Raw genomic sequence first — 20205 nt, 5'->3', positions numbered from 1 at the left:
GCTCAGGTGCTGCGTCATGGCTGGGTCAGTACCCAGGCGTCCGGGGCCAGTTGCGGTGGCCGGTGGTCCGGCGCGTCGTACATCAAGGAGAGCTGGCGTCCGCGGTGGCCGGCGGAGGCGATCTCGGCGACCGCCTTGGCCCGCTCCAGCCGCACCGTCTCGGGGAGCTGGGTGTGGTGCCCGCCCTCGACCAGTTCGAGCAGGCCCGCCGCGACGCTCTCGCCGTGCTCCTCGCGGTGCCACAGGACCGTGTGGACGCCCGCCTGGACGCACTGGCGCAGCAGCGCGCCGTGGTGGCGGGGCTCGCAGCAGACGATCACCGTGCCGACCTCGGGCTGCATCTCCAGGCGGGCGCGGGCCACCTTGCGGTCGGTGCAGCCGTGGTCCAGGACGAGGCTGCGGGCGGTGTCCAGCGCGGCGGTGCGCCGCTTCCACCCGGCGTAGCTCTCGCGGGAGCGCCGGGCGGTACGGATCACCACCCGGCGGGTGAAGCCCAGTCCGAAGGGGCCGTCCTCGTCGGTGTCGAAGGACTCCCAGCGGTCCACCGGCAGGCCGAGCCAGGCGGCGGGCAGGAAGAACTCGACGAGTGCGGGCTCGGGGTCCTCGCGGATCTCGTCGACCAGGACGCGGTGGATGTCGTCCACGACCTGTTCGCTGGTCACCTCGGTGTCCCGGGCGAGGACGAGGTGGTGCGGCGCGTCACCGCCGCTCCACGCCCAGACCTGGTACGTGTAGTGCCGTCCGGTGGCGGTGGGCAGCAGCTCCACCTGGACGCGCGGCACCTTCGACAGCCGCGTGCCGCCCCGGGCCGTGGCGTGGGGCGGACGGCTGCCGTTCGGTGAGGGGGCCACGTCCGCCAGGCCCCCGCCCACCTCTGCCATCCCTGTCCCGGCGCCCCCGACCGCCGTGCTCCCGGTCCCCGCCCAGCCGGCGGGCGGCCGCACGCCGGGACGGGCGGTGTGGTGGGCGGCGTGGTGGGCGCCGTGGTGGGCCGGGTGTTCCGCCGCCGCGTACCGGGCCCGTTCCGCACGGTAGCCCCGTACGTCGGCCGTGTACTGGCGTACGGCGGCCACGTCCACGCCCAGCCGTAAGGCGGTCCGCTCCGTCCAGGCCTCCAGGTCCTCGGCCGGGTACGCGCCCGCCTCGCTCTCGTCCACCCCGATGCGCACCACGCCTTGCAGCAGCGGCGGCATGGGCTGTGCGCCCTGGGCCTCGAAGCCCTCCAGGACGTCGACGGCGTCGGCCAGACCGGTGACCGCGGGCAGTTCGATGGCGTGCGGCAGTACGGCGGTGAGCAGCTCCCGCGGGTCCGTGCGGCCGCAGTGCGCCAGCAGGCCGGTCAGGTCGCGCTGCTGCTTTCGGGTCAGGCACTCGCCGGGGCTGACGGCGCGGGCCACCCGGCGCAGCCGCTCCCACTGCGGCCCGCTGCCGGCCGGCATCACCTCCCGTACGGCCTGGAGGAGTTCGGGCACGCCGCGCCGGACGCCCACGGCCAGGCCGACCAGCCGGTCGAGGTCGGCGCCGGGGCCCTGGGAGGGCCGCCGCAGCCGGGAGGCGAGCAGTTCCTCGCAGGCGCGGACCACGTCCGGGGTGGTCAGGACCGTCTCCAGGACGGCCAGCAGCTGCTGGACGCCGCGCCGGGCGGTGGGCACCACGGGCGGCGGCAGGTCGGGCAGTTCGGCCTCGATCGCGGGGACGCTGATCGCGTACAGGGTGGCCGCGGCGTGGGACTGCCGGGCGCCGGGCGGTGCCTGGAGGTCGGCCACCACGAGGCCGACGACGGCCTGCCGGTCGCGGTCCCACAGCGGCCCGCCGCTGAACCCCTCCTTGACCTCCGTGCCGCCGACGACGTCCAGCGCCACCCAGGGCGGCGCGGAGACCCGGGGCACCGCGCGCACGGTGGGCAGCGGGTGGCCGCTGGCCCACAGGGCGATGACCTCGTTGCCGTACGCGTGCGGGAGGAAGGGGGCCGGTTCGGCGCCGGCGGGCGCGGCGCCCGGCAGGCGCAGGACGGCCAGGTCGCCGTGGTAGAGCAGCGCGCCGGGCGGTACGGGTCCGCTGCCGCCCGCCGTGGCCCGCGGCGGGCTCCACAGGGCGGGCTCGACCTGGGCGGTCAGGTCCCGGTCGGGCGCGACGTGCGGCAGCCGGACGCGGACGGTGTGGCCCGGTCCCGGCAGCGTCTGGTCGTAACGGTCCCGGCCCAGCGCGCTGTTGACGACGTGCGCGCAGGTGAGTACGAGGTCGTCACCGAGCAGGACGCCGGCGCCCACGGCCCGTCCGGTGTCGCGGACCGAGACGAAGGATCGGTACAGCGGCTGATCCACGCCGGACACCACCATGCCGTCCTCAGGTCGTGCTGCCGCTGCCGAGGTTCCAGGTGGCGGAGACCTTGAAGCTGGCCTCGCCGGTGCCGGAGAAGACCCCCAGGCTCAGGTCCGAGCCGAGGGTGACCCCGAACTCCACCGTGACCTCGTCCGGCCGGTGGTCGCCGGCGGCGAGCGAGCGGTGGATGCTGCCCAGTACGGCGCCCAGCGGCCGCAGCGCGCCCTCCAGCGCCTCGCCGCCCCGGGTCAGCGCCCGGGCGACCCGTCCGTCCACGCTGACCGGGCGGGAGTGGCCGAAGCCGTCGGGCAGCTCCAGTCCGGTGTCGTCCTCGTCGGGCTTGCGGTCGGGCGCGTCCGCGGGCCGCTGCGTGCCGTTGCCGCCGTGCGCGCCGGCCGGGGCCAAGTGCAGCCAGACGACCGTGCTTTCGCCGGTGCCTTCGTCGATGCTCAGTGGCATGTCCCCCATGTGATCAGTCTGGCACGTCATCGGGACCGCCGCGCCCCCTTTGGAGGAGCTGTTCACGCCGCGCCGGCGGCCGCCCTCGGCGCGCGGGCCAGCTGACGGGACTGGGCGACCAGTTGGTCCGCGCTGTCCCAGACCTCCGCGTCCTCCTCCAGGAAGCCGCCCGCCAGGTTGCGGGTGGTGATGGCGACGCGCAGCGGGCCGGGGGCCGGGCGGCGGCGGATGTGGGTGGTCAGTTCGACGGTGGGGACCCAGCCGGTCAGGCCGATCTCGAAGGCGGTGGGCGGCAGCGCGTCGACCGTCAGGAGCAGTGACAGCGGGTCGGGGTCGCGGCCGTCGGCGAGGCCGAACCAGCCGCGCATCTCGCCGTTGCCGGAGGGCGTGCCGACGGCCCAGCCGCAGGTGGCCGGGTCCAGCCGGATGGTGAGCCGGTCGGCGATGGCGGTGCTGCCGGGGATGGCGGGCTGCCCTTCGGGCGCGCTGTCCGTACCGAGGCAGTGCTCGTACGGGGGGATGACGGGCGGCTTGGCGGTGGTCCGTACGTCGTCGGTGAGCGTATCGAGGTCGCCGTACGCGGCGAGCACGCGCATCCGCTCGACCTCGCTGCCGTCCTCCTCGAACTGGACGAGGGTGGCGGTGCCGGTGGACATGGTGCGGCCGGTGCGGACGGTTTCGGTACGGATGACGGCGGGGCCGGGGACCGAGGCGGTCAGGTAGTGCGCGGTGACCGAGAAGGGGTCCGGGTGCGGAAGGGCGTCGCCCAGGGCGCGGCCCATCAGGGCGAGCAGGTAGCCGCCGTTGACCGCGTGGATGATCGTCCAGCCGGCGGAGAGGTCCGCCTCGTAGTGGCCGGGGGCCCGGCGGACGACCGCCGTGTCACGGTCGAATTCGCTGTTACCTATGGTCACCTGTGCCATGCGCGGCACGCTACACGGATTTGTTACTGACCGGTAGACCCTTTTTTCTTCAACCTTCGGGCCTTCCCGCCCGCCGCCTGCCCGCGGCCCGCGCGCCGCGCCCCGGCGGCCTGAGATCATGGGCCCATGCTTCACGTGCTCTACCTGGTCGGCATCTCGGCCTTCGCCGCGAGCGGGGTGCTGGCCGCGTACCGCGCCAACATGGACCCGTTCGGCGGCCTGGTGCTCGCCTTCGCCGCCGCCACCTCCGGCGGCACCCTGCGCAGCCTGATCCTCGACGACCACCCGCTGTACTGGACGCACGACTGGGTCCTGCTCACACTGATCGTCTGCGTCAGCGTGGGCACCATCATCTACCTGCGGTACTGGCAGCTGCCCCGCAAGTCGCTGCTGGTGGTCGACGCGGTCGGGCTCTCCGTCGTCACCGTCATCGCCGCCCGCGCCGCCATCTCGGCGGGCGTGACCCCCCTGGCGGTGATCATCCTCGCGGTGATGAGCGGGGTGGCGGGCGAGGTGATCCGCGACGTGCTGTGCGGCGAGTTCCCGCCGCTGCTGCTGCGCGAGGACGTGTACGCCATCGCGGCCCTCGCCGGCGCCGCCTCCTACCTGGGCCTGCACCACCTCCACGTACGCGCCGACGTCGCCGCCGTGGTCTGCGCCGGGCTGGTCTTCGCGCTCCGCATGGCAGCGGTCTACTTCAACTTCCACCTGCCGCGCCCGCAGCAGCTCAAGCCGCGGGGCTAGGGCGTTTCTGATGGATCTCCGTGGAGGGCACCGAGCGGCGTTCGGTGCGTGCGCTTGGGGGTCCCCCTGCTCGAAGAGCTTGGGGGAGTGCGGTGTGAAGGGTCATGTGGCGGAGCCACCTGTCCCTTCGCGCCGTGCGGCGAGGGTGCGTGCCGGGCGTCGCGAGGCCACGGAGATCTATCAGAAGCGCCCTAGGTAATCGACGCGCGGCTGCGGAATCGGAGGGCCGCGAGGCCGAAGGCCAGGCCTCCGGCGATGAACCAGGGGTTCCACAGGACCAGCGTCCAGGCCCGCTGCTCCTGGCTCACCGAAGTGTCCAGGGGCGTCGTGCCGGTCAGCAGCAGTACCTCGATACCGATGCCCCGGGCCAGCAGGAGGGCACTGACGCTCCACCCCAGCCACCTGACCGGAAGAGCGGGAACGCCCCGGAGCCCGGGGTGGGCGAGCAGCCATCCCAGCAAGGCGCCGAGAAGACAGAGCGCCCCCACGCCCCACAAGCCGGCCACGACGAACCACAGCGGGCGCTCGGTGGCCAGCGGACCGGCGGAGACGCTCAGCCCCACCTCGCCGCCGACGGCCCAGTAGAAGTGCAGACCGGCGAATGCGGCCGCCCACGAGCACGCGATGTGCCCCCACCACGGGGAGCGTCGCCCGCCTGCGCCCTCCGGTCCGCGGCTCACCGCCGGCCCCCGCGGACATCGTCCCGCTCAGCGCACGGGCCGCCCGCCTCCTCCGGCACCACGATGAACGCCGTGCCACCGGTCAGGTCGATACGGGAGCAGGGCGGCGCACCGTCGCTCTCGTCGTCCCGCCGCAGCAGCTCCACCCGCCGCTGCTCCAGCTCCGCCGCCTTGTTCCCGTTGACCACCGCCGTGAACTCGTCGAAGGCGATGCTCGACAACGAAGGCCCCGAGCGCCTGCGCAGCCACGGGATCAAGCCGAGTCCCGTGAGCCACCGCCATCCGCTCTCCACCAGGGCGAACAAGGTCAGCAGACACGCGAAGGCCGGGAACGACATGAGCCAGACCGTCACGGGCGGCCCCCCGCCGTCCGTACCGCAGTCGCACGCGTCCCGTTGATCACCATGGGGACCACTGTTCCGGGTCCGCGGCGCGCGGGGATCGGCCCCGAGGACGAGCCGTCTCCCCCATGCGGCGGAGGCGCCGCGGGCAGGATCAGCGAAGTAGGCTCCTGCCCATGGGTGCGTTCTTACCGTTCTTGGTTCTGCTCGCGATCCCCGCGGTGTTCCTGGCGGACCGTGTTCTGCTGGCGATGGAGGCACGGGGCTGGATCTACTGGCGCAAGACCAAGCGTCTGTCGTCCATCGGCGTCGACCTGGTCCAGGAGGGCTCTCCCGGGGGCGCAGGCCGTCAAGCGCGCCATGGAGCAGGAACGCGTGCGCAAGAACGTCAGGCCGGCGCAGGACCCGCCCGTGCGGGTGGACCTGGACACCGGCACGGTGCGCATTCGCCGCACGGATCACGGCGGCCAGGAAGAGGCGCCTCCGCGCTGACGGCCTGCTGGGCCGACGGGCGCGGCTCCTGCCGGGAGGTGGCTCGGTGGTGCGCGGCGCTCCCAAGGGATCGTCACCGGTCTCACCGGGCAACACACCCTGCCCGTACTACGCCGCCGGCCGTGGCGACTCCAGTTCCTCGCTCAGCCAGCCGAAGGCCGCCGGATACATCCGCGTCCAAGTGCCGTAATGGTGGCCGCCGGTCGGCAGCACCAGCGTCCTGACCCGGGTCCTGGTGCCCTCGGCGGCCTTCTTGAAGCGCTCGATGCCGGCGGGCGGGCTGATCGGACCCTGTGCCGAGGTCGCCAGGAACAGCCCCACGTCGGCCTGGGCGTGCCGGACCAGCCACTGCGGGCTGTTGCGGTGCCGCAGCGCCGGGTCGGTGAGCACGTCCGGGTCGCCGGTCAGCGGGTCGGGGTCGAAGGCCACGCCCGCGCGGAACGTCAGCGTGGACACGGACTGCTCCGACACCCCGCACCGCAAGACCGCCACCTGGCTCGCGACCGACGTCACGGACCTGATCAGCCACCACTTCCGTACCGCGCCGGGCCCGGGAACCGGGGCCTGCTGGGCTTCTCCACGGGCGGGTACTGCGCGGCCAAGCTGCCGCTCCAGTATCCGAAGATGGCGACCGCGACGACGCAGACGGCGGTGAGCCGGCACAGGACGATCAGGACGACCCGGGCCAGCCGGCGCAGGCGTCGCGGCCCCCGGACTCTCCCCCACAGCAGCAGCGTGGCGAGGACCGCGAGGACCGTCGCGATCACCAGCACCACGAAGAACGGGGTTCCGGTCAGGCTCATCCGCGTCCCCTTCCACCGCGCGTACCGCCTCCGACGGTACGTGACATGACCTGTCGCGCCCCGGGTGCGGGCCCGCGCGCCGGAAGGGCTGCGCCGCGCGGGCCCGCCGGTGCGTCAGGGCAGGGCCGGCTTGCCGGTGGTGTCCAGCCAGGTGTGGAAGAGGTCGCCGAGCCGCTGTCCGGAGACCTTCTCGGCCAGCGCGACGAACTGCCGGGTGTCCGCGTTGCCGTGGCGGTGCTGCTTCGTCCACGCGGGCAGCAGCTTGAAGAACGCCCGGTCGCCGATCCGCTCGCGCAGCACCTGGAGCGTCATCGCGCCGCGCGTGTAGACCGCCGGCGCGAACATGGTGTCCCGCTGCGGGTCGCCGATCCTCACCTTCCAGAAGTCCGACTCGGCCGGCCGGGCCGCGTACGCCGCGCGGAAGGCGTCGTGGGCGGTCCGGGTGCCCTTGTGCTCGTCCCACAGCCACTGCGCGTACGAGGCGAAGCCCTCGTTCAGCCAGATGTGCCGCCAGTCGCGGGGCGTGACGGAGTCGCCGAACCACTGGTGGGCGACCTCGTGGGCGATGGTCGTCTCGCTGCGGACGGCCGAGTAGACCGGTTTGGTCTGGGTCTCCAGGGAGAAGCCCGCCTGCGGCATGTCGTCGACGATCGCGCCGGTCTCCTCGAACGGGTACGGGCCGAAGACCTGCGAGAAGTAGTCGGTGGTGGCGGCGGTGATGCCGTAGACGTCGACGGTCCCGGTCGGCAGCTTCGGGTCGGTGGCGACGTAGACGGGGACGCCGCCGGGGGTGGTGCCCGTCCGCACGTCGAACTTCCCGATCGTGGCGGTGGCCAGGTACGTCGCCATCGGCTTGCGCTCGCGCCAGTGGAAGTACGAGCGCCCGTCCTCGTCGTAGCGGTCCACCAGCCGCCCGTTGGAGACGCCGGTCAGCCCCTCGGGCGCGTCGATGCGGATGTCGTACGTGGCCTTGTCGCCCGGGTGGTCGCTGGAGGGGAACCAGGTGGACGCGGCGTTCGGCTCGCAGGCCACGAAGACTCCGTCGTCGGTCTTCATCCAGCCGTAGTCCGAGCCGAAGACGATGGGCCCGCTGAGCGGCAGCGGCACGCCTCCGTAGACCACCTCGACGGTGAAACGTTCACCCTCTTCCAGCGGCCACTTGGGTGTGACGGTGATCTCGTCGCCGGAGCGGGTGAACCGCGCGCGTCTGCCGTCCACCTCGACCGAGGTGACCTCCAGCTTCTGCAGGTCGAGGTGGAAGGAGCTGAGGTCCTGGGTGGCGCGCGCGGTCAGTTCCGTACGGCCGTCGAGGCGGCCGGTGGCGGGCTGGTAGCTGACGCCGAGGTCGTAGTGCAGGGCGTCGAAGCCGCCGTTGCCGAGGTTCGGGAAGTACGGGTCGCCGACGCCCGGGGCGCCGGGCGCGGCGGCGGGGGCCGCGGCGATCGAGAAGGCGGCGGCCGCCGCCGTGGCGAGCGGGAGCAGACGAGCGGGGCGACGTGCTGAACGGGAGAGTGCCATGAGCCGTCCCTTCGAACACACGGATGTCGTCTGGTGAACAACCGCGCCGACTCTGCACTCCTCTGTCGCTCTTCACGGCGGACTTTGCCAACTCGTCATGCCACTCAGACCGGTCAGACCGGTTGGCGCTTCACCCGGACTGCTTTCCGGCCACGTAGAGAATCTTGCGGCAGGCGTCCTCGTCCGGGGTGTCGGTCAGCTTGCGGCCCTCCACACCGTGTGCCGCGATCAGGCGCAGGCCCCCGGCGGCCAGCCGGCGGCGCACCGTGGCGTCGGAGTGGTGGTGGTAGAGGTGCCGGGAGGACACCCGGCGCCATGAGTCGTCGCCGGTGCGCGCGAAGTAGTCGTGGGTGACGTCCACGACCGTGTCCGGTTCGACCGGTACGGGCCCGCCCCGCCACACGTCGAACCGGCCGTCCCGGTCCACGACCTTGGTCACCGCGTAGTCACGCCGGAAACTGCCCAGCGTGGTCATGTCGAAGACCACGACACCCCCGTCCGCGAGCTGCCGGCCCAGTCCCGCGAACGCGGCCGCCAGCTCCTCACCGGACAGGTAACTCAGCGGCTCGCCCATGCACGTGACGACGTCGAAGGAGCCGAGGCCCGGCATGTCCCGCAGGTCGGCGACGACGAACGGGGTGCCGGCCGCCTCCGGCTTGGCGCGGGCGGCCTCGATCATCTCCGGAGAGAGGTCGCAGCCCGTCACCGTGAACCCCAGGTGGTCCCGCAGGGCGAAGGTGCCGCGCCCGGTGCCGCACCCCGCGTCCAGCAGCCGCTTGCCGGCCGGCCCGTACCGCTCGATGAGCTTGCGGTAGAAGGTGACCCAGCGCAGCAGGTACGGGTCCTCGACGATGGTGTCGTAGTCCGCCGCCACCGCCGCGTAGGCGGTCAGCGCGGGGTCGGTGGCCGTGGCGTCGTGGTCTTCGTGCTGCGCGGACAAGGCACTACCTCTCCATGGGACCGGCCGGCGGGCACCGGCGCGGCTGCCGCCCGGATGGTGCCGCCCGGATGCTGTCGCGGCGGGCGCCGCCGGGGCGCCGCTGAATCTATGGTCGGTAAAACCGGCCGGTCAAGGGCGGTGGCGAAGGCGAGAGGGCCGGTACGCGGACGGCGTTCCCGCCCGCCCCGTACCGGCCCCGCGCCTCTCACGTCCTCCGGTGCGGCCTCAGCTCCCCGCGGCCCCCGGGGCCCCCGCGCCGGCGCTCTCCGGCGCGTTCTCCGGGTGGTGGCAGGCCACCTTGTGCCCGCTGCGCAGTGCCACCAGCGGGGGTTCTGTGGTCTGGCACACCTCGGTCGCCTTCCAGCAGCGGGTACGGAACCGGCAGCCCGAGGGCGGGTTGATCGGCGAGGGCACGTCGCCCGTGAGCAGGATGCGGTCGCGCTGGGTGCGCCGCTTGGGGTCGGGCACCGGCACGGCGGACAGCAGCGCCTTGGTGTACGGGTGCATCGGCGCCTCGTACAGCGCCTTGCGGTCGGCCAGCTCCACGATCTTGCCGAGGTACATCACCGCGATCCGGTCCGAGACGTGCCGGATGACGGACAGGTCGTGCGCGATGATGACGTAGGTCAGGCCCAGTTCGTCCTGGAGATCGTCCATGAGGTTGACGACCTGCGCCTGGATGGAGACGTCCAGCGCGGAGACCGGCTCGTCTGCAACGACCAGCTTGGGCTTGAGGGCCAGCGCCCGCGCGATGCCGATGCGCTGCCGCTGGCCGCCGGAGAACTCGTGCGGATAGCGGTTGTAGTGCTCCGGGCTCAGGCCCACCAGCTCCAGCAGCCGCTGTACCTCCTTCTTCACCCCGCCCTCGGGCTCGACGCCCTGGAGGCGGAAGGGAGTGCCGACGATGCCGCCGATGGTGTGCCGCGGGTTCAGCGAGCCGTACGGGTCCTGGAAGATCATCTGTACGTCGCGGCGCATCGGCCGCAGCCGCCCCGACGACAGGTGGGTGATGTCCCGGCCCTCGAACTCGATGCGGCCGCCGGTCGGCTCGTCCAGCCGCGTGATCAGCCGGCCCATCGTCGACTTGCCGCAGCCGGACTCGCCGACCACGCCCAGGGTCTCCCCCGGCCGTACGTCGAAGTCGATGCCGTCGACCGCCTGCACCGCGCCCACCTGCCGCTTGAGCAGGCCCTTGGTGATCGGGAAGTGCCGCACCAGGCCGCGCACCTTCAGCAGCGGCGCGGCGTCGGCGCTCTCGTCCGTCGTGCCGGCGGCGACGCCGGTCTCATCTGTCTCGGTCACAGCTTCGGCGCAATCTCTTGGGTCCAGATACGCTCCCGCTCCTCCTGCGCCATGTGGCACGCGGCGAAGTGTCCGCCGCCGCCGGCCTCGCGCAGGTCGGGGCGGACCGTGCGGGTGACGTTGTCCTTGGGGACGTCCGCGTACGGGCAGCGGGGATTGAAGGCACATCCGCCGGGGACGTTGATCAGGCTGGGCGGTGATCCCTTGACCGGGATCAGGCGCTCGGTCTGCTCCCGGTCGATGCGCGGCATCGATCCGAGCAGGCCCCAGGTGTAGGGGTGCTGCGGCTCGTGGAAGACCTTCTCCGCCGGGCCGCGCTCGATGCACCGGCCGCCGTACATCACCAGGAGCTGGTCCGCGAGCTCGGCGACCACGCCCAGATCGTGGGTGATGATGATGACCGCCGAGCCGAACTCCTTCTGGAGGTCGCGGATCAGGTCGAGGATCTGCGCCTGGACCGTCACGTCCAGGGCGGTGGTCGGCTCGTCGGCGATGAGCAGCTCGGGGTTGTTGACCAGCGCCATGGCGATCATCGCGCGCTGGCGCATTCCGCCGGAGAACTGGTGCGGGTGGTCGTCCACCCGCTTGTCGGGCTGCGGGATGCCCACCCGGTCCAGCATCTCGACCGCCCGCTTGCGCGCGGTCTTCTTGCCGACGTCGTTGTGAACCCGGTACGCCTCGACGATCTGGTTGCCGACCGTGTAGTACGGGTGCAGCGCGGACAGCGGGTCCTGGAAGATCATCGCCATTTCGCGGCCGCGCAGCCGGCGCACCTCGTCCGGGTCGGCGCCGACCAGCTCCTTGCCGTCCAGCCAGATCTCCCCCGACATGTCCACCTTGGCGCGCTGCCGCCGGGAGGCCCGGTGCAGGCCCATGACGGCGAGCGAGGTGACGGATTTGCCGGAGCCGGACTCGCCGACGATGCCGAGGGTGCGGCCCTTCTCCAGGGTGAAGGAGAGGCCGTCCACGGACTTCACGATGCCGTCGTCGGTGGGGAAGTGCACCTTCAGGTCGCGCACTTCGAGGAAGGCGGTGGGCGCCCCCGAACCGGCCGGGGCCGGTTCGCCGACCGCGGCGCCCGTCTTCGTCAGGTCCGTCGCGGCGGCGGGCGGTCCGGCCGTGGTGCCGTCCGGGGCGGTGGTCTCCGGGGTGGTGCCACCGGCGCCCGGGCCGGCGGTGGAGTCTGGGGAGTCGGTCACGAGAGCCTCACCCGCGGGTCGACGGCGGCGTACAGAACGTCCACCACCAGGTTGCATATGACGATGAAGAACGCGGCGAGCAAGGTGACGCCGAGGATGTTCGGCAGGTCGTTGGCGTTGATCGCCTCGACGGCGAACGCGCCGACCCCCTTGAGGGAGAAGACCTGTTCGGTGATGAGCGCACCGCCGAGCAGCAGGCCCACGTCCATGCCGAACACCGTGATGATCGGGGTGAGCGCGGCACGCAGGCCGTGGCGCACCACGACCTTGCGCTCGCCCAGACCCTTGGCGCGCGCGGTACGGATGTAGTCCTCGCTCAGCGTCTCCAACATGCCCGCTCTGGTCAGGCGTGCATAGAGGGCGGAGTAGAGGAAGGCCAGGGTGATCCAGGGGAGCACCAGCGTCTGGGCCCACATGAAGGGGTCCTCGAAGAGCGGTACGTAGTCGCTGCGCTCGATGATCGGCCACTGGTAGGTGAACAGGGCCAGCGCCAGCGCGCCGGTGAAGAACATGGGCAGTGACACGCCGGCCAGCGCGATGCTCATGGCCACCCGGTCGAAGACCGAGCCCGGGCGCAGCGCGGAGAGCACGCCGGTGGCGACGCCGGAGACCAGCCACACGACGGCCGCGCCGGCGGCCAGCGAGACGGTCACCGGGAGCCGGGTCTGGATCTCCGGCCAGACCTCCAGGTGGGTCTTGAAGGAGTAGCCGAAGCACGGCCGGTTGCATGTGGCGGCTTCCGGGCCGAACTTGTAGTCGACCCCGGCGAAGATGCCTTTCAGGAAGTCCCAGTACTGTACGAAGACCGGCTTGTCCAAGCCGAGGTTCTTCTTCACCGCGGCGAGGTCCGCGGCCGATGGGGCCTTTCCGATGTACTGCGCGGCCAACTGGTCAGCGGTCTGTCCGGCCAGTTTCGGCAGCACGAAGAAGATGCCGAAGGTGACCGCGCTGACGATCAGCAGCAGAATCACAGCGCTGATCAACCTGCGGATGATGTACGCGAACACGGGACTGCGGCGTCGGGGCCGCGGGCCGGACCGGCCGGCCCGCGGACACCAATGCCTTCACCTGCCTTCCGGGGCTGCTACTTCTTGACGCCGATGTTGAGGTAGTCGTACTCACCGCTGTAGGCGGAGGTGGACACCAGGTTGGTGGCCTTCGGCGAGCGGTACAGCAGGATCTTGAAGTAGGTCAGCGGGACGATGACCGCTTGCTCCATCGTCTTCTTGTCGATCTCCGCGTAGTCCTTCTCGCGCTGCGCCTTGTCGCTGGTGGCGATGGCGTCGTCGAGCAGCTTGTTGATGGCCTCGTCGTCCAGCTCGGAGAGGTTGGAGTTGCCGGACTTCTGGATCGCCTTGCCGTTGACGATCTGGTTCAGGTAACCGAAGCCGGTCGGGTAGTCCGAGCCCCACTGCATCATCATCAGACCGATGTTGTTCTTCTTGGTGAACTCCGGCACGCCCGCGTAGTCCGAGAAGTACTTGCCGCTCGGGTACGTCTGGATCTTGGCGTCGATGCCGATCTTCTTCAGCGAGCCGACCACCGAGGTCGCCGCGTCCACCTCGTCCTGCCGGTCGCTGCGGGCGCTGATCGTGGTGCTCACGTTGCCGGCGCCGCACGCCTGCCACTGCTTCTTGGCCTCGGTCAGGTCGAGGGCGTCACCGTTGTACTTCTGCGGGTACAGGTCGAACTTCCGGTACCCGTCGAGGTCGGTGGGCAGCACGGTGGTGGCGATGTCACCGCGGATCGGCCCGCCCTGCGCGGTCTGCACGGCCTTCTTGTCGACCGCGTGCTGCACGGCCTTGCGGCACTCCACCTTGTCGAACGGCGCGACCTTGGGGTTGATCGCCACGTAGGACAGGCGCTGGCCGAGCGCGTTGTCGGTGTTGGCCTTCTCCCTGGCGCTCGTCAGGAGCTGGGCCTGGGTCTGGGCGTCCACCCCGCGCCCGGCCATGTCGACGTGCGTGTTGCCGGCCTTCAGGTCCTTGTCGATCGTCGACTGGGCGACCTTCATGTTCAGCACGATCTTGTCCGGCAGCTGCTTGCGCAGCGGGTCGGTCTTGGCCGACCAGTGGGGGTTGCGGACCAGGACGACCTTCTTGCCCTCCTCGTAGGTGTCGAACTTGTAGCTGCCCGACGAGGCGATGTTCTTGGTGTAGTCCGCGCCCTTGTCCCTGGCCCGCGGCACCGGTGCCGTCTGCGGGGCGCTGACCAGGTAGTCGAACTCGGCGAAGGGCTGCTTGAGGCGGAAGACGATGGTCTGGTCGTCCGGCGTCTCGATGGACTTCAGGCCCTCCGGGTTCTTGTCCTTGTACGGGCCCTTGTAGCCGCCCTCGTTGTCCTTGAGGTACGTCTGGAAGTAGTTCGGGCCGAGCGAGAGCACGTCGCGCGCGAAGTTGCTGCGCTCCACGGCGTACTTGACGTCCTTCGAGGTGATCGGCTTGCCGTCGTCGTACTTCAGACCCTTGCGGATCTTGTATGTCCAGGTCTGGTTGTTGTCGCTGGACTTGCCCATCGACTCCGCCAGGTCGGGCACCAGCTCGTTGCCCTTGGGCCCCGGCCCCGGCTTGAAGGTGGTGAGCGGACGCGCGTACAGGCGGCTGAAGTTCCAGACGTAGGCGTAGTACGTGTTGCCCGGGTCGTAGGACTCGGGGGCGTCGCTCATCGCGTACGTGAGCGTGCCGCCCTTCTCGTCCGAGGCGTTGACGATGCCCTTGGTGGCGGCGTTCGCCTCCGACGAACCGCCGCCCGAACTCTTGCCGCTGCAGCCGGACAGCAACAGGCCCGCACTGGTGAGGGCCGCGATCGTTGCGACCGGGACTGACCTTCGCATAATGGTCGGTTTCCCCTTCGTTGGTCGGAAACTTGGGTGGGTGCTGCCGGGCGTACGGGCCCGGGCGGTGTCAGCGGCTGCGGGGGTCCAGCGCGTCCCTGAGGCCGTCGCCGAGGAGGTTGAACGCCAGCACGGTGACGAAGATCGCGAGGCCGGGGACGAGCATGTACTGCGGGTCGACCTCGTAGTACTTGACCGCCTGGTTGAGCATCCCGCCCCAGGACGCCTGGGGCGGCTGGATACCGACGCCCAGGAAGCTCAGCGCCGCCTCGAAGAGGATGTTGGAGGGGATCAGCAGCGTCGAGTAGACGATGATCGGGCCCACCAGGTTGGGCAGCAGCTCCCTGAAGAGGATGAACGGGCCGCGGGCTCCCATGCCGCGCGCGGCGTCCACGAACTCCCGCTCGCGCAGCGAGAGCGTCTGGGCCCGCACGATCCGGCCCATGTACGGCCAGTTGAAGAAACCGATCACGAAGATCAGGACCGAGATGTGCAGCGGCAGCCCTTCGAGCCCGAAGGCGCCGCCCTGGAGCGAGGCCGAGATCGCGATGGCGAACAGCAGCAGCGGGAACGCCAGGAAGACGTCCATCAGCCGGCTGATCAGCGCGTCCACCCGCCCCCGGTAGAAGCCGGCCACCACGCCGAGCACGGTGCCGATGGCCACCGACAGCAGCGTCGCGCCGAACGCCACGATCAGCGAGACCCAGGAGCCCTCCAGTACCCGCGCGAGCAGGTCGCGGCCGAACTTCGGGTCCACGCCGAGCGGGTGGTCCAGGCTCATCCCGCCGAGGTCGCCCTTGGGCAGCGTGGTGTTGGGGTCGATGAGGTCCTGGTGGGGGCTGTTGGGGTCCAGGCCCAGCCAGGACTGGATCGGCCGGGAGAGCGCCGCGATCACGACGAGCAGGATGACAACGATGGCACCCGCTACCGCGACCTTGTCGCGCCTGAAGCGCAGCAGGGCGATCTGGCCGAGCGAGCGTCCTTCGATCTTCTTGCTCTCGACGCCTTGCAGCACCGCTTCCGGCTGCGCTTCGGCAGCCGCCCCGGTGGTCTCGATCGGTGCGGTCACGGTGCCTTTGACCCCTCTCGGCCGGCGCCGCCGGCCCATGCGCGCCGCGGTCAGCGGCCTGGTTCACATCACTGGTGCGAGCGGTGCTCTGGTGCGAATGGTGCTGGTGATGCAACTGGGAGAACTCTGGAACAGCTGGAGCAACTGATGCGTGGACTGCGGTCGTTGCGGGTACAGGTGTTGCAGGTCTTACGGATGTTGCAGGCGGAACAGGCGTCGCGGAACGTCACGCGACGACGAGCGGTGCATCTCGTACACAGGGCCGAAGCCCTCTGCTGCGGGAGTCTTCATCCGATTCGCGATCACTCACCAGCCCTGGCCGGGAATGGATGCGCAACTGTGATGTAGCCCACGGGCTTCCGTTATGCGGACACCGGCCCTGACTGAGCGGGTCGCACGAGGGTTCGCGGTGGTCAACTTGCGGGCGTGAGCGGCCATTTCGGGCCGGTAAGCGGTGGGCACGGCGTGGGCGCGGCACGGTTCCGGCTCACCCCCACCGGGTAACCCCCTGCTGGGGGAACGCGTCCGTTCGATTTGCCCTCATAGGCGCGCGGCCCCCATACCGCGAGCCCGCCGACCCCGGGGCCCCGGCGTCCGCGGGGCCCCGGAAGGGGCGGAAACGACGCGGAAGGGGCGGGACGGTACGGAAGGGTCAGTACGGGCGCGGGTAGCCGTAGCCGTACGCCGGGGCGGGAGCCGGGGCGGGCGCGGGCACCGGGCCCGCCGCGTAGGCGTCCCGGTCGAAGAACGGCCGCGCGTTGGCCCGCATCCACATGCCGACCGGGTCGTACTCGTCGTTCATCGCGACCGTCGAGACGGGCAGCCCCTCCGGCACCGCGCCGATGGACTGCTGGATCATCAACCGCACCGAGTCCACGGCCGGTTGGCCCGTGTCGTACAGGTCCAGGCCGATGGCCAGGTACGGGGCGCCCAGCGCCGGCTGCACCCAGGCCCGGCGCAGGGAACGCACCGCGGGCGTGCGGTGCGCGTTCTGCCCCAGCAGGGCGTAGAACTGAGGGATCTCGATGGCCGGTTCGGTGATCCGCAGCGGGCCGGCCGGCAGCCGGTCCAGGCCGCCCGCGATGCGCCGCAGGTCCAGCCACGGGATGCCGACGCCGCCGCCGGGGGCGTGCGGGTTGAGCCACAGGCCCCAGCGGTCGGGGAAGAGGGTGGCCGCGATGTCCCGCCCGTAGACGACCTCGTGGGCACGGTTCCAGCCGCTGGCGGCGAGCTCGGGGGCGGAGGTCACGCACGGCGCGTAGCCGAGGCCGTCGACCTCCATGTTGCCGTACTGCGCATCGGGCGAACCGGCCTGGCCGTGCCAGAGCAGCATCCAGACCTGGCCGGCGGCGAGTGCCTGCAGCAACGCCTCGTAGGCGTCGTACCGGCCGGGCGAGACCTGCTGCAGCATCTGCTCGACCTGCCCGGCAGCCGCTCCCTGATGCGCACCCGCGCTCACGTGGTCCGTCCCTTCCTGTCGGCAGGCACGTGGGGTACGCCCGCCGGTTGCAACAACAGCTTAGAGCCTGCGTCCGGACCCCGGTCGGATCAGCACACGCCGCTTGCGGTCACGGAAAGGAGCACTCCGGGCGCGCGGGGGCACCGGGGGGCACAGGCTCTCAGGCGACGTCGCGGGAGTAGAAGGGCCGGACCCGCTCCAGCATCCAGTCGGCGACCGGGTCGCCCTGCGCGAGGTCCAGCATGACCAGTTGGACGGGCCAGGTCAGCGGTGTCCCGCCGAGGGCCCGCCCGAGGCCGGCGGTCACCGCGTCCCGTACGGCCGGGTCGTGCGGCGCGACGGCCGCCGCGTCCACCTGGACGCCGACGAACAGCGTGGGCGCGTCCCCCTCGACGCTGGCCAGCGCGCGGCGTGCGGTGACCACGAAGCCCGCCGACGAGAATTCCAGCCCGGCCGCGGCCAGGAAGTCCACCGGCTCCTCCTGCCAGTCCGGCTCGAACAGCCGGACCCGGGCGCCGCTCGGCGCCCCGGGCAGGTCCGGGCGGCCGGTCCGGCACAGCTCGGCCACCGCGTCCGGCGGCAGCGGCACGCCGACCGTGCCCTCCGGGTTGACGGCGATGCCGATCAGCGGCGGCAGGCCGCGCGCGAACTCGGCGGCCGGCGCGACGGTGAAGGAGAGGTGCGGTCCGGCCACCCGCTGGAACTCCTGCTCGGAGCTGAAGACGGGGACGTACGCGGCCGAGCCGATCTCGACGGTGGGCAGGTCCAGGCCCGTGCGGCCCATCCCCGCGCTCTCCGGGCCGCCGCCCTTGGGCAGCGGCACCCATATCCGGCTGCGGCCCAGCACCTCGACGATGCGGGCGCCCGCACCGGGGTGACCCACCGAGGCGGCGAGCACCTCCTCCAGCTCGTTGGCGGGCCACTCCAGCCGCGGAATGCCCTGCTCCGGAAAGTCCATGTCCACCCGTCCGCTCGTCACCATGCGTACCGCGTACCGCTCGTACGGCTGCTCGTACAGCTGCTCGTCGGCGCTTTACCTGGTCGACGACCCTAACGCCAGCAGACGGGAGGAGCCCTGGTGCGTCCGGATGACCACCGAACGCGCGCGAGCGGTTGCGGACCGTGCACACCGCTCCGAAGGTGGCTCCAGGGTGATCTTGCCCTGCCGTTCCTACAGAAAGGCACGTCTCCTGATGGCAACGCACCGGACCGCCTCCGCCCTCGTCTGCGCCACCACTGCCGGCGCCCTCGCCTTCGGCGTCGTGGGCTCCGCGACCGCGGCCGAAGAACCCAAACCCCCGGTCCGCAACCACAGCATCATCGTCGACGACATCGGCCGGCTGGCGGACGCATCGACCGAGCTGGCCGAGAAGACGGCCGACGACCGCGGCCACTCCGTGGAGGTCAGGGCCGCCCGCACCCGCCTGGACACGGTTCTGCAGGACGCGCAGCGGCTGGCGGACATGCTGAACGAGGACTCCGACCGCGCGGTGTCGGCCGACTCGGTCCGGCTGCGCCGGGTCTCGCAGGACCTGCGTACACAGATGTACGAGCTGTCCGAGCGCCGGGCCCCGGCGCCGGGAGAGGACACCGACTCCGCGAGCCTGAGCGGCTCGGTCTCCCGGTCCGTCACCGACATCTTCAAGATCCTGGGCATCGACAAGCTCCTCGGCGGCCTCCAGCAGCAGCCGGCCACCCAGCCCGCCGCCCAGCCCGCGGCCCAGTCCGCCAACCGGCCGGCCCGGCCCGCCGCGGAGCCGGCGGGCGGGACGGAGGAGGCGGACGACCAGCCGGCCGCCCAGCCGAAGGCGCCGACCAGCGACCCGCAGCCGGCCGACGGCACCCAGCAGACCGGTGACGCCCAGCAGGCCGCCGACCCACAGCCCGCTGCGGACGCGCAGCGTCAGCAGCCCGCCGCGGCGCCGCAGCAGCAAGGTGTCGGCTCGCTGGTCACCTCGGTGCTCTCGCTGCCGAGCGTGCTGATCAAGGCCCTGGGCCTCTAGATCGGCCCGGTACCGAGCGTCCGGAGGAGGCGCGGATGCGGGAGATATGCCTGGGGTAGGACCGGCCCTGACGGGCCGTACGGGACATTCCGTACGGCCCGTCAGGTATCCGGCATTCCGGGGCTGAACTCGACGAACGGTACGGCGGACGGACGGGCTCCGGCCCGCCTCGAAGACGGCGCCTCACTCGAAGACGAGCTCCCGCAGCGCTCCCGCCGCCGGCCGGTCCAGCAGCACGGCCGAGGTGAAACCCGCCGGGAGCCGGGCCGCCCGGGCACGGGCGGCCAGCCGTCGCACCGCGCGCCGGTGCCGGGCGAAGGCGTAACCGGAGACTCCGCGTCCGCGCGAGCGCTGCCCGGACAGCGCGACCTCGGGTGGTACGTCCAGCAGCACCAGGTGCAGGCCGCGCCCGCCGCGCCGGGCCTCGCGCGCGAGCCAGCGGCGCACCCACGCCAGCGTGCCGCAGTCGTGCACCACCACGCTGCCGCCGGAGCGCAGCGCCCGCCGCAGCCCCAGGTAGTGGGAGGCCCGGACCAGCGGCCGGTAGAGCGCGTACGGAAGCCGGCGCAGCCTGCCGCGCTCCCAGCGCTCCCGTACCTCCTGCGAGTCGATGCGGTGCACGGCGGCGCCCTGCCGGTCGTGGGCGGGCACCACCCGGAGCATGAGCGTGCTCTTGCCGCTGCCCGGCAGGCCGGAGACCACCACCAGGTCGCCCGCCGCGAAGTGCAGCCCGGTCGCCTCGCGCGGGGCACGCCGGTCCCTGAGGTCGACGACGTCCGTCGTCGGCGCGTCCGCCGTCGCGGCCCGTGCCCGGCCGGGGCGGACCACCCCGAGCGGCAGCCGCCGGGACCCCGGCACGACGGCGGGAGCCGGCTCCGGGACACAGCCCGGGGGCGCGCCTCCCGGACTTGTCGCGAGTGCGGCCTGCCTGTGCACCGTGATCCCCTCCCGGTCCGGTGTGGTCCCCTTACCCGCAGAGTGTCAAGAAAAGGTAATGCGCTTCAAGGAAATCCCACGATTCGTACAGTCCCAGGACACTGTCGTGACACCCCTGCGAACACCGGTACGGGCAGGGCTCCTGTATCCGGCCATCCCGTGCGATGATGTGCGCGCCAAGT

Annotated in this window: 19 protein-coding genes; 2 read left to right on the top strand and 17 right to left on the bottom strand. The window is 71.7% G+C overall.

Features of this window, described 5'->3' with window-relative positions:
* Positions 1 to 14: 14 nt before the first annotated feature.
* The 3 genes from ACZ4Z1_RS12860 to ACZ4Z1_RS12850 are packed head-to-tail and all read right to left on the bottom strand — an operon-like array spanning position 15 to position 3704.
* Positions 15 to 2324, bottom strand: a complete 2310-nt coding sequence (locus ACZ4Z1_RS12860; RefSeq protein ID WP_468486601.1) for a VMAP-C domain-containing protein — start codon at positions 2322 to 2324, stop codon at positions 15 to 17.
* A 22-nt stretch (positions 2325 to 2346) separates the two neighbouring features.
* Positions 2347 to 2790, bottom strand: a complete 444-nt coding sequence (locus ACZ4Z1_RS12855) for a CU044_2847 family protein (RefSeq protein ID WP_468486600.1) — start codon at positions 2788 to 2790, stop codon at positions 2347 to 2349.
* Positions 2791 to 2843: 53 nt separating this feature from the next.
* Positions 2844 to 3704 carry a thioesterase family protein gene (locus tag ACZ4Z1_RS12850; RefSeq protein WP_468486599.1) on the bottom strand — a complete coding sequence of 287 codons (861 nt, stop codon included), beginning with the start codon at positions 3702 to 3704 and terminating at the stop codon, positions 2844 to 2846.
* Positions 3705 to 3830: 126 nt separating this feature from the next.
* On the opposite strand from ACZ4Z1_RS12850, the gene ACZ4Z1_RS12845 reads away from it, so the two are divergent.
* Positions 3831 to 4448, top strand: a complete 618-nt coding sequence (locus tag ACZ4Z1_RS12845) for a trimeric intracellular cation channel family protein (RefSeq protein ID WP_468486598.1) — start codon at positions 3831 to 3833, stop codon at positions 4446 to 4448.
* A 191-nt stretch (positions 4449 to 4639) separates the two neighbouring features.
* Here ACZ4Z1_RS12845 and ACZ4Z1_RS12840 read toward each other — a convergent pair whose 3' ends face one another.
* The 13 genes from ACZ4Z1_RS12840 to ACZ4Z1_RS12780 form a co-directional block, all read right to left on the bottom strand.
* A complete protein-coding gene (locus ACZ4Z1_RS12840) occupies positions 4640 to 5128 on the bottom strand; it encodes a DUF3995 domain-containing protein (protein WP_468486597.1) in 489 nt (162 codons plus the stop codon).
* The gene (locus ACZ4Z1_RS12835; protein WP_468486596.1) at positions 5125 to 5481 is read right to left on the bottom strand and encodes a DUF6191 domain-containing protein; all 357 of its coding nucleotides are present in this window, start codon (positions 5479 to 5481) and stop codon (positions 5125 to 5127) included. Before ACZ4Z1_RS12835 ends, ACZ4Z1_RS12840 begins: the two co-directional genes overlap by 4 nt.
* A gap of 588 nt (positions 5482 to 6069) precedes the next feature.
* Entirely contained in the window at positions 6070 to 6417 is a 348-nt protein-coding gene (locus ACZ4Z1_RS12830) for a hypothetical protein (RefSeq protein WP_468486595.1), read from the bottom strand.
* Between the two features lie 65 nt (positions 6418 to 6482).
* The gene (locus ACZ4Z1_RS12825; RefSeq protein ID WP_468486594.1) at positions 6483 to 6764 is read right to left on the bottom strand and encodes a hypothetical protein; all 282 of its coding nucleotides are present in this window, start codon (positions 6762 to 6764) and stop codon (positions 6483 to 6485) included.
* 114 nt (positions 6765 to 6878) lie between these two features.
* Positions 6879 to 8282 carry a M1 family metallopeptidase gene (locus ACZ4Z1_RS12820; RefSeq protein ID WP_468486593.1) on the bottom strand — a complete coding sequence of 468 codons (1404 nt, stop codon included), beginning with the start codon at positions 8280 to 8282 and terminating at the stop codon, positions 6879 to 6881.
* A gap of 130 nt (positions 8283 to 8412) precedes the next feature.
* A complete protein-coding gene (locus tag ACZ4Z1_RS12815; protein ID WP_468486592.1) occupies positions 8413 to 9222 on the bottom strand; it encodes a class I SAM-dependent methyltransferase in 810 nt (269 codons plus the stop codon).
* 225 nt (positions 9223 to 9447) lie between these two features.
* Positions 9448 to 10524, bottom strand: a complete 1077-nt coding sequence (locus ACZ4Z1_RS12810) for an ABC transporter ATP-binding protein (protein WP_468486591.1) — start codon at positions 10522 to 10524, stop codon at positions 9448 to 9450.
* Positions 10521 to 11723, bottom strand: a complete 1203-nt coding sequence (locus ACZ4Z1_RS12805; RefSeq protein WP_468486590.1) for an ABC transporter ATP-binding protein — start codon at positions 11721 to 11723, stop codon at positions 10521 to 10523. The genes ACZ4Z1_RS12810 and ACZ4Z1_RS12805 overlap by 4 nt, the downstream gene beginning before the upstream one ends.
* A complete protein-coding gene (locus ACZ4Z1_RS12800; RefSeq protein ID WP_468486589.1) occupies positions 11720 to 12730 on the bottom strand; it encodes an ABC transporter permease in 1011 nt (336 codons plus the stop codon). The genes ACZ4Z1_RS12805 and ACZ4Z1_RS12800 overlap by 4 nt, the downstream gene beginning before the upstream one ends.
* 77 nt (positions 12731 to 12807) lie before the next feature.
* A complete protein-coding gene (locus ACZ4Z1_RS12795; protein WP_468486588.1) occupies positions 12808 to 14556 on the bottom strand; it encodes an ABC transporter substrate-binding protein in 1749 nt (582 codons plus the stop codon).
* Positions 14557 to 14626: 70 nt separating this feature from the next.
* Positions 14627 to 15625, bottom strand: coding sequence for an ABC transporter permease (locus ACZ4Z1_RS12790; RefSeq protein ID WP_468486587.1), 999 nt, complete (start codon positions 15623 to 15625; stop codon positions 14627 to 14629).
* 652 nt (positions 15626 to 16277) lie between these two features.
* Positions 16278 to 17084, bottom strand: coding sequence for an enhanced serine sensitivity protein SseB C-terminal domain-containing protein (locus tag ACZ4Z1_RS12785; RefSeq protein WP_468486586.1), 807 nt, complete (start codon positions 17082 to 17084; stop codon positions 16278 to 16280).
* 160 nt (positions 17085 to 17244) lie between these two features.
* A complete protein-coding gene (locus ACZ4Z1_RS12780; RefSeq protein WP_468486680.1) occupies positions 17245 to 18042 on the bottom strand; it encodes an enhanced serine sensitivity protein SseB in 798 nt (265 codons plus the stop codon).
* A 235-nt stretch (positions 18043 to 18277) separates the two neighbouring features.
* Here ACZ4Z1_RS12780 and ACZ4Z1_RS12775 point away from each other — a divergent pair, with 235 nt between their 5' ends.
* A complete protein-coding gene (locus ACZ4Z1_RS12775; RefSeq protein WP_468486585.1) occupies positions 18278 to 19087 on the top strand; it encodes a hypothetical protein in 810 nt (269 codons plus the stop codon).
* A 183-nt stretch (positions 19088 to 19270) separates the two neighbouring features.
* Here ACZ4Z1_RS12775 and ACZ4Z1_RS12770 read toward each other — a convergent pair whose 3' ends face one another.
* Positions 19271 to 20023 (bottom strand): AAA family ATPase, encoded by a 753-nt coding sequence (locus ACZ4Z1_RS12770; protein ID WP_468486584.1) that lies wholly within the window; start codon positions 20021 to 20023, stop codon positions 19271 to 19273.
* Positions 20024 to 20205 lie beyond the last annotated feature (182 nt).

This window comes from Streptomyces sp. NPDC030165 (genome assembly GCF_055573595.1).
Note: the sequence above shows the minus strand (reverse complement) of the source record. Positions and strands in the feature narration are given on the sequence as shown.

Bases quoted from the DNA above. Each gene is read 5' to 3' on its own strand.
- ACZ4Z1_RS12855 (WP_468486600.1), bottom strand. From the start codon at position 2,790: ATGGGGGACATGCCACTGAGCATCGACGAAGGCACCGGCGAAAGCACG.
- ACZ4Z1_RS12850 (WP_468486599.1), bottom strand. From the start codon at position 3,704: ATGGCACAGGTGACCATAGGTAACAGCGAATTCGACCGTGACACGGCG.
- ACZ4Z1_RS12845 (WP_468486598.1), top strand. From the start codon at position 3,831: ATGCTTCACGTGCTCTACCTGGTCGGCATCTCGGCCTTCGCCGCGAGC.
- ACZ4Z1_RS12825 (WP_468486594.1), bottom strand. From the start codon at position 6,764: ATGAGCCTGACCGGAACCCCGTTCTTCGTGGTGCTGGTGATCGCGACG.
- ACZ4Z1_RS12820 (WP_468486593.1), bottom strand. From the start codon at position 8,282: ATGGCACTCTCCCGTTCAGCACGTCGCCCCGCTCGTCTGCTCCCGCTC.
- ACZ4Z1_RS12795 (WP_468486588.1), bottom strand. From the start codon at position 14,556: ATGCGAAGGTCAGTCCCGGTCGCAACGATCGCGGCCCTCACCAGTGCG.
- ACZ4Z1_RS12780 (WP_468486680.1), bottom strand. From the start codon at position 18,042: ATGGACTTTCCGGAGCAGGGCATTCCGCGGCTGGAGTGGCCCGCCAAC.
- ACZ4Z1_RS12775 (WP_468486585.1), top strand. From the start codon at position 18,278: ATGGCAACGCACCGGACCGCCTCCGCCCTCGTCTGCGCCACCACTGCC.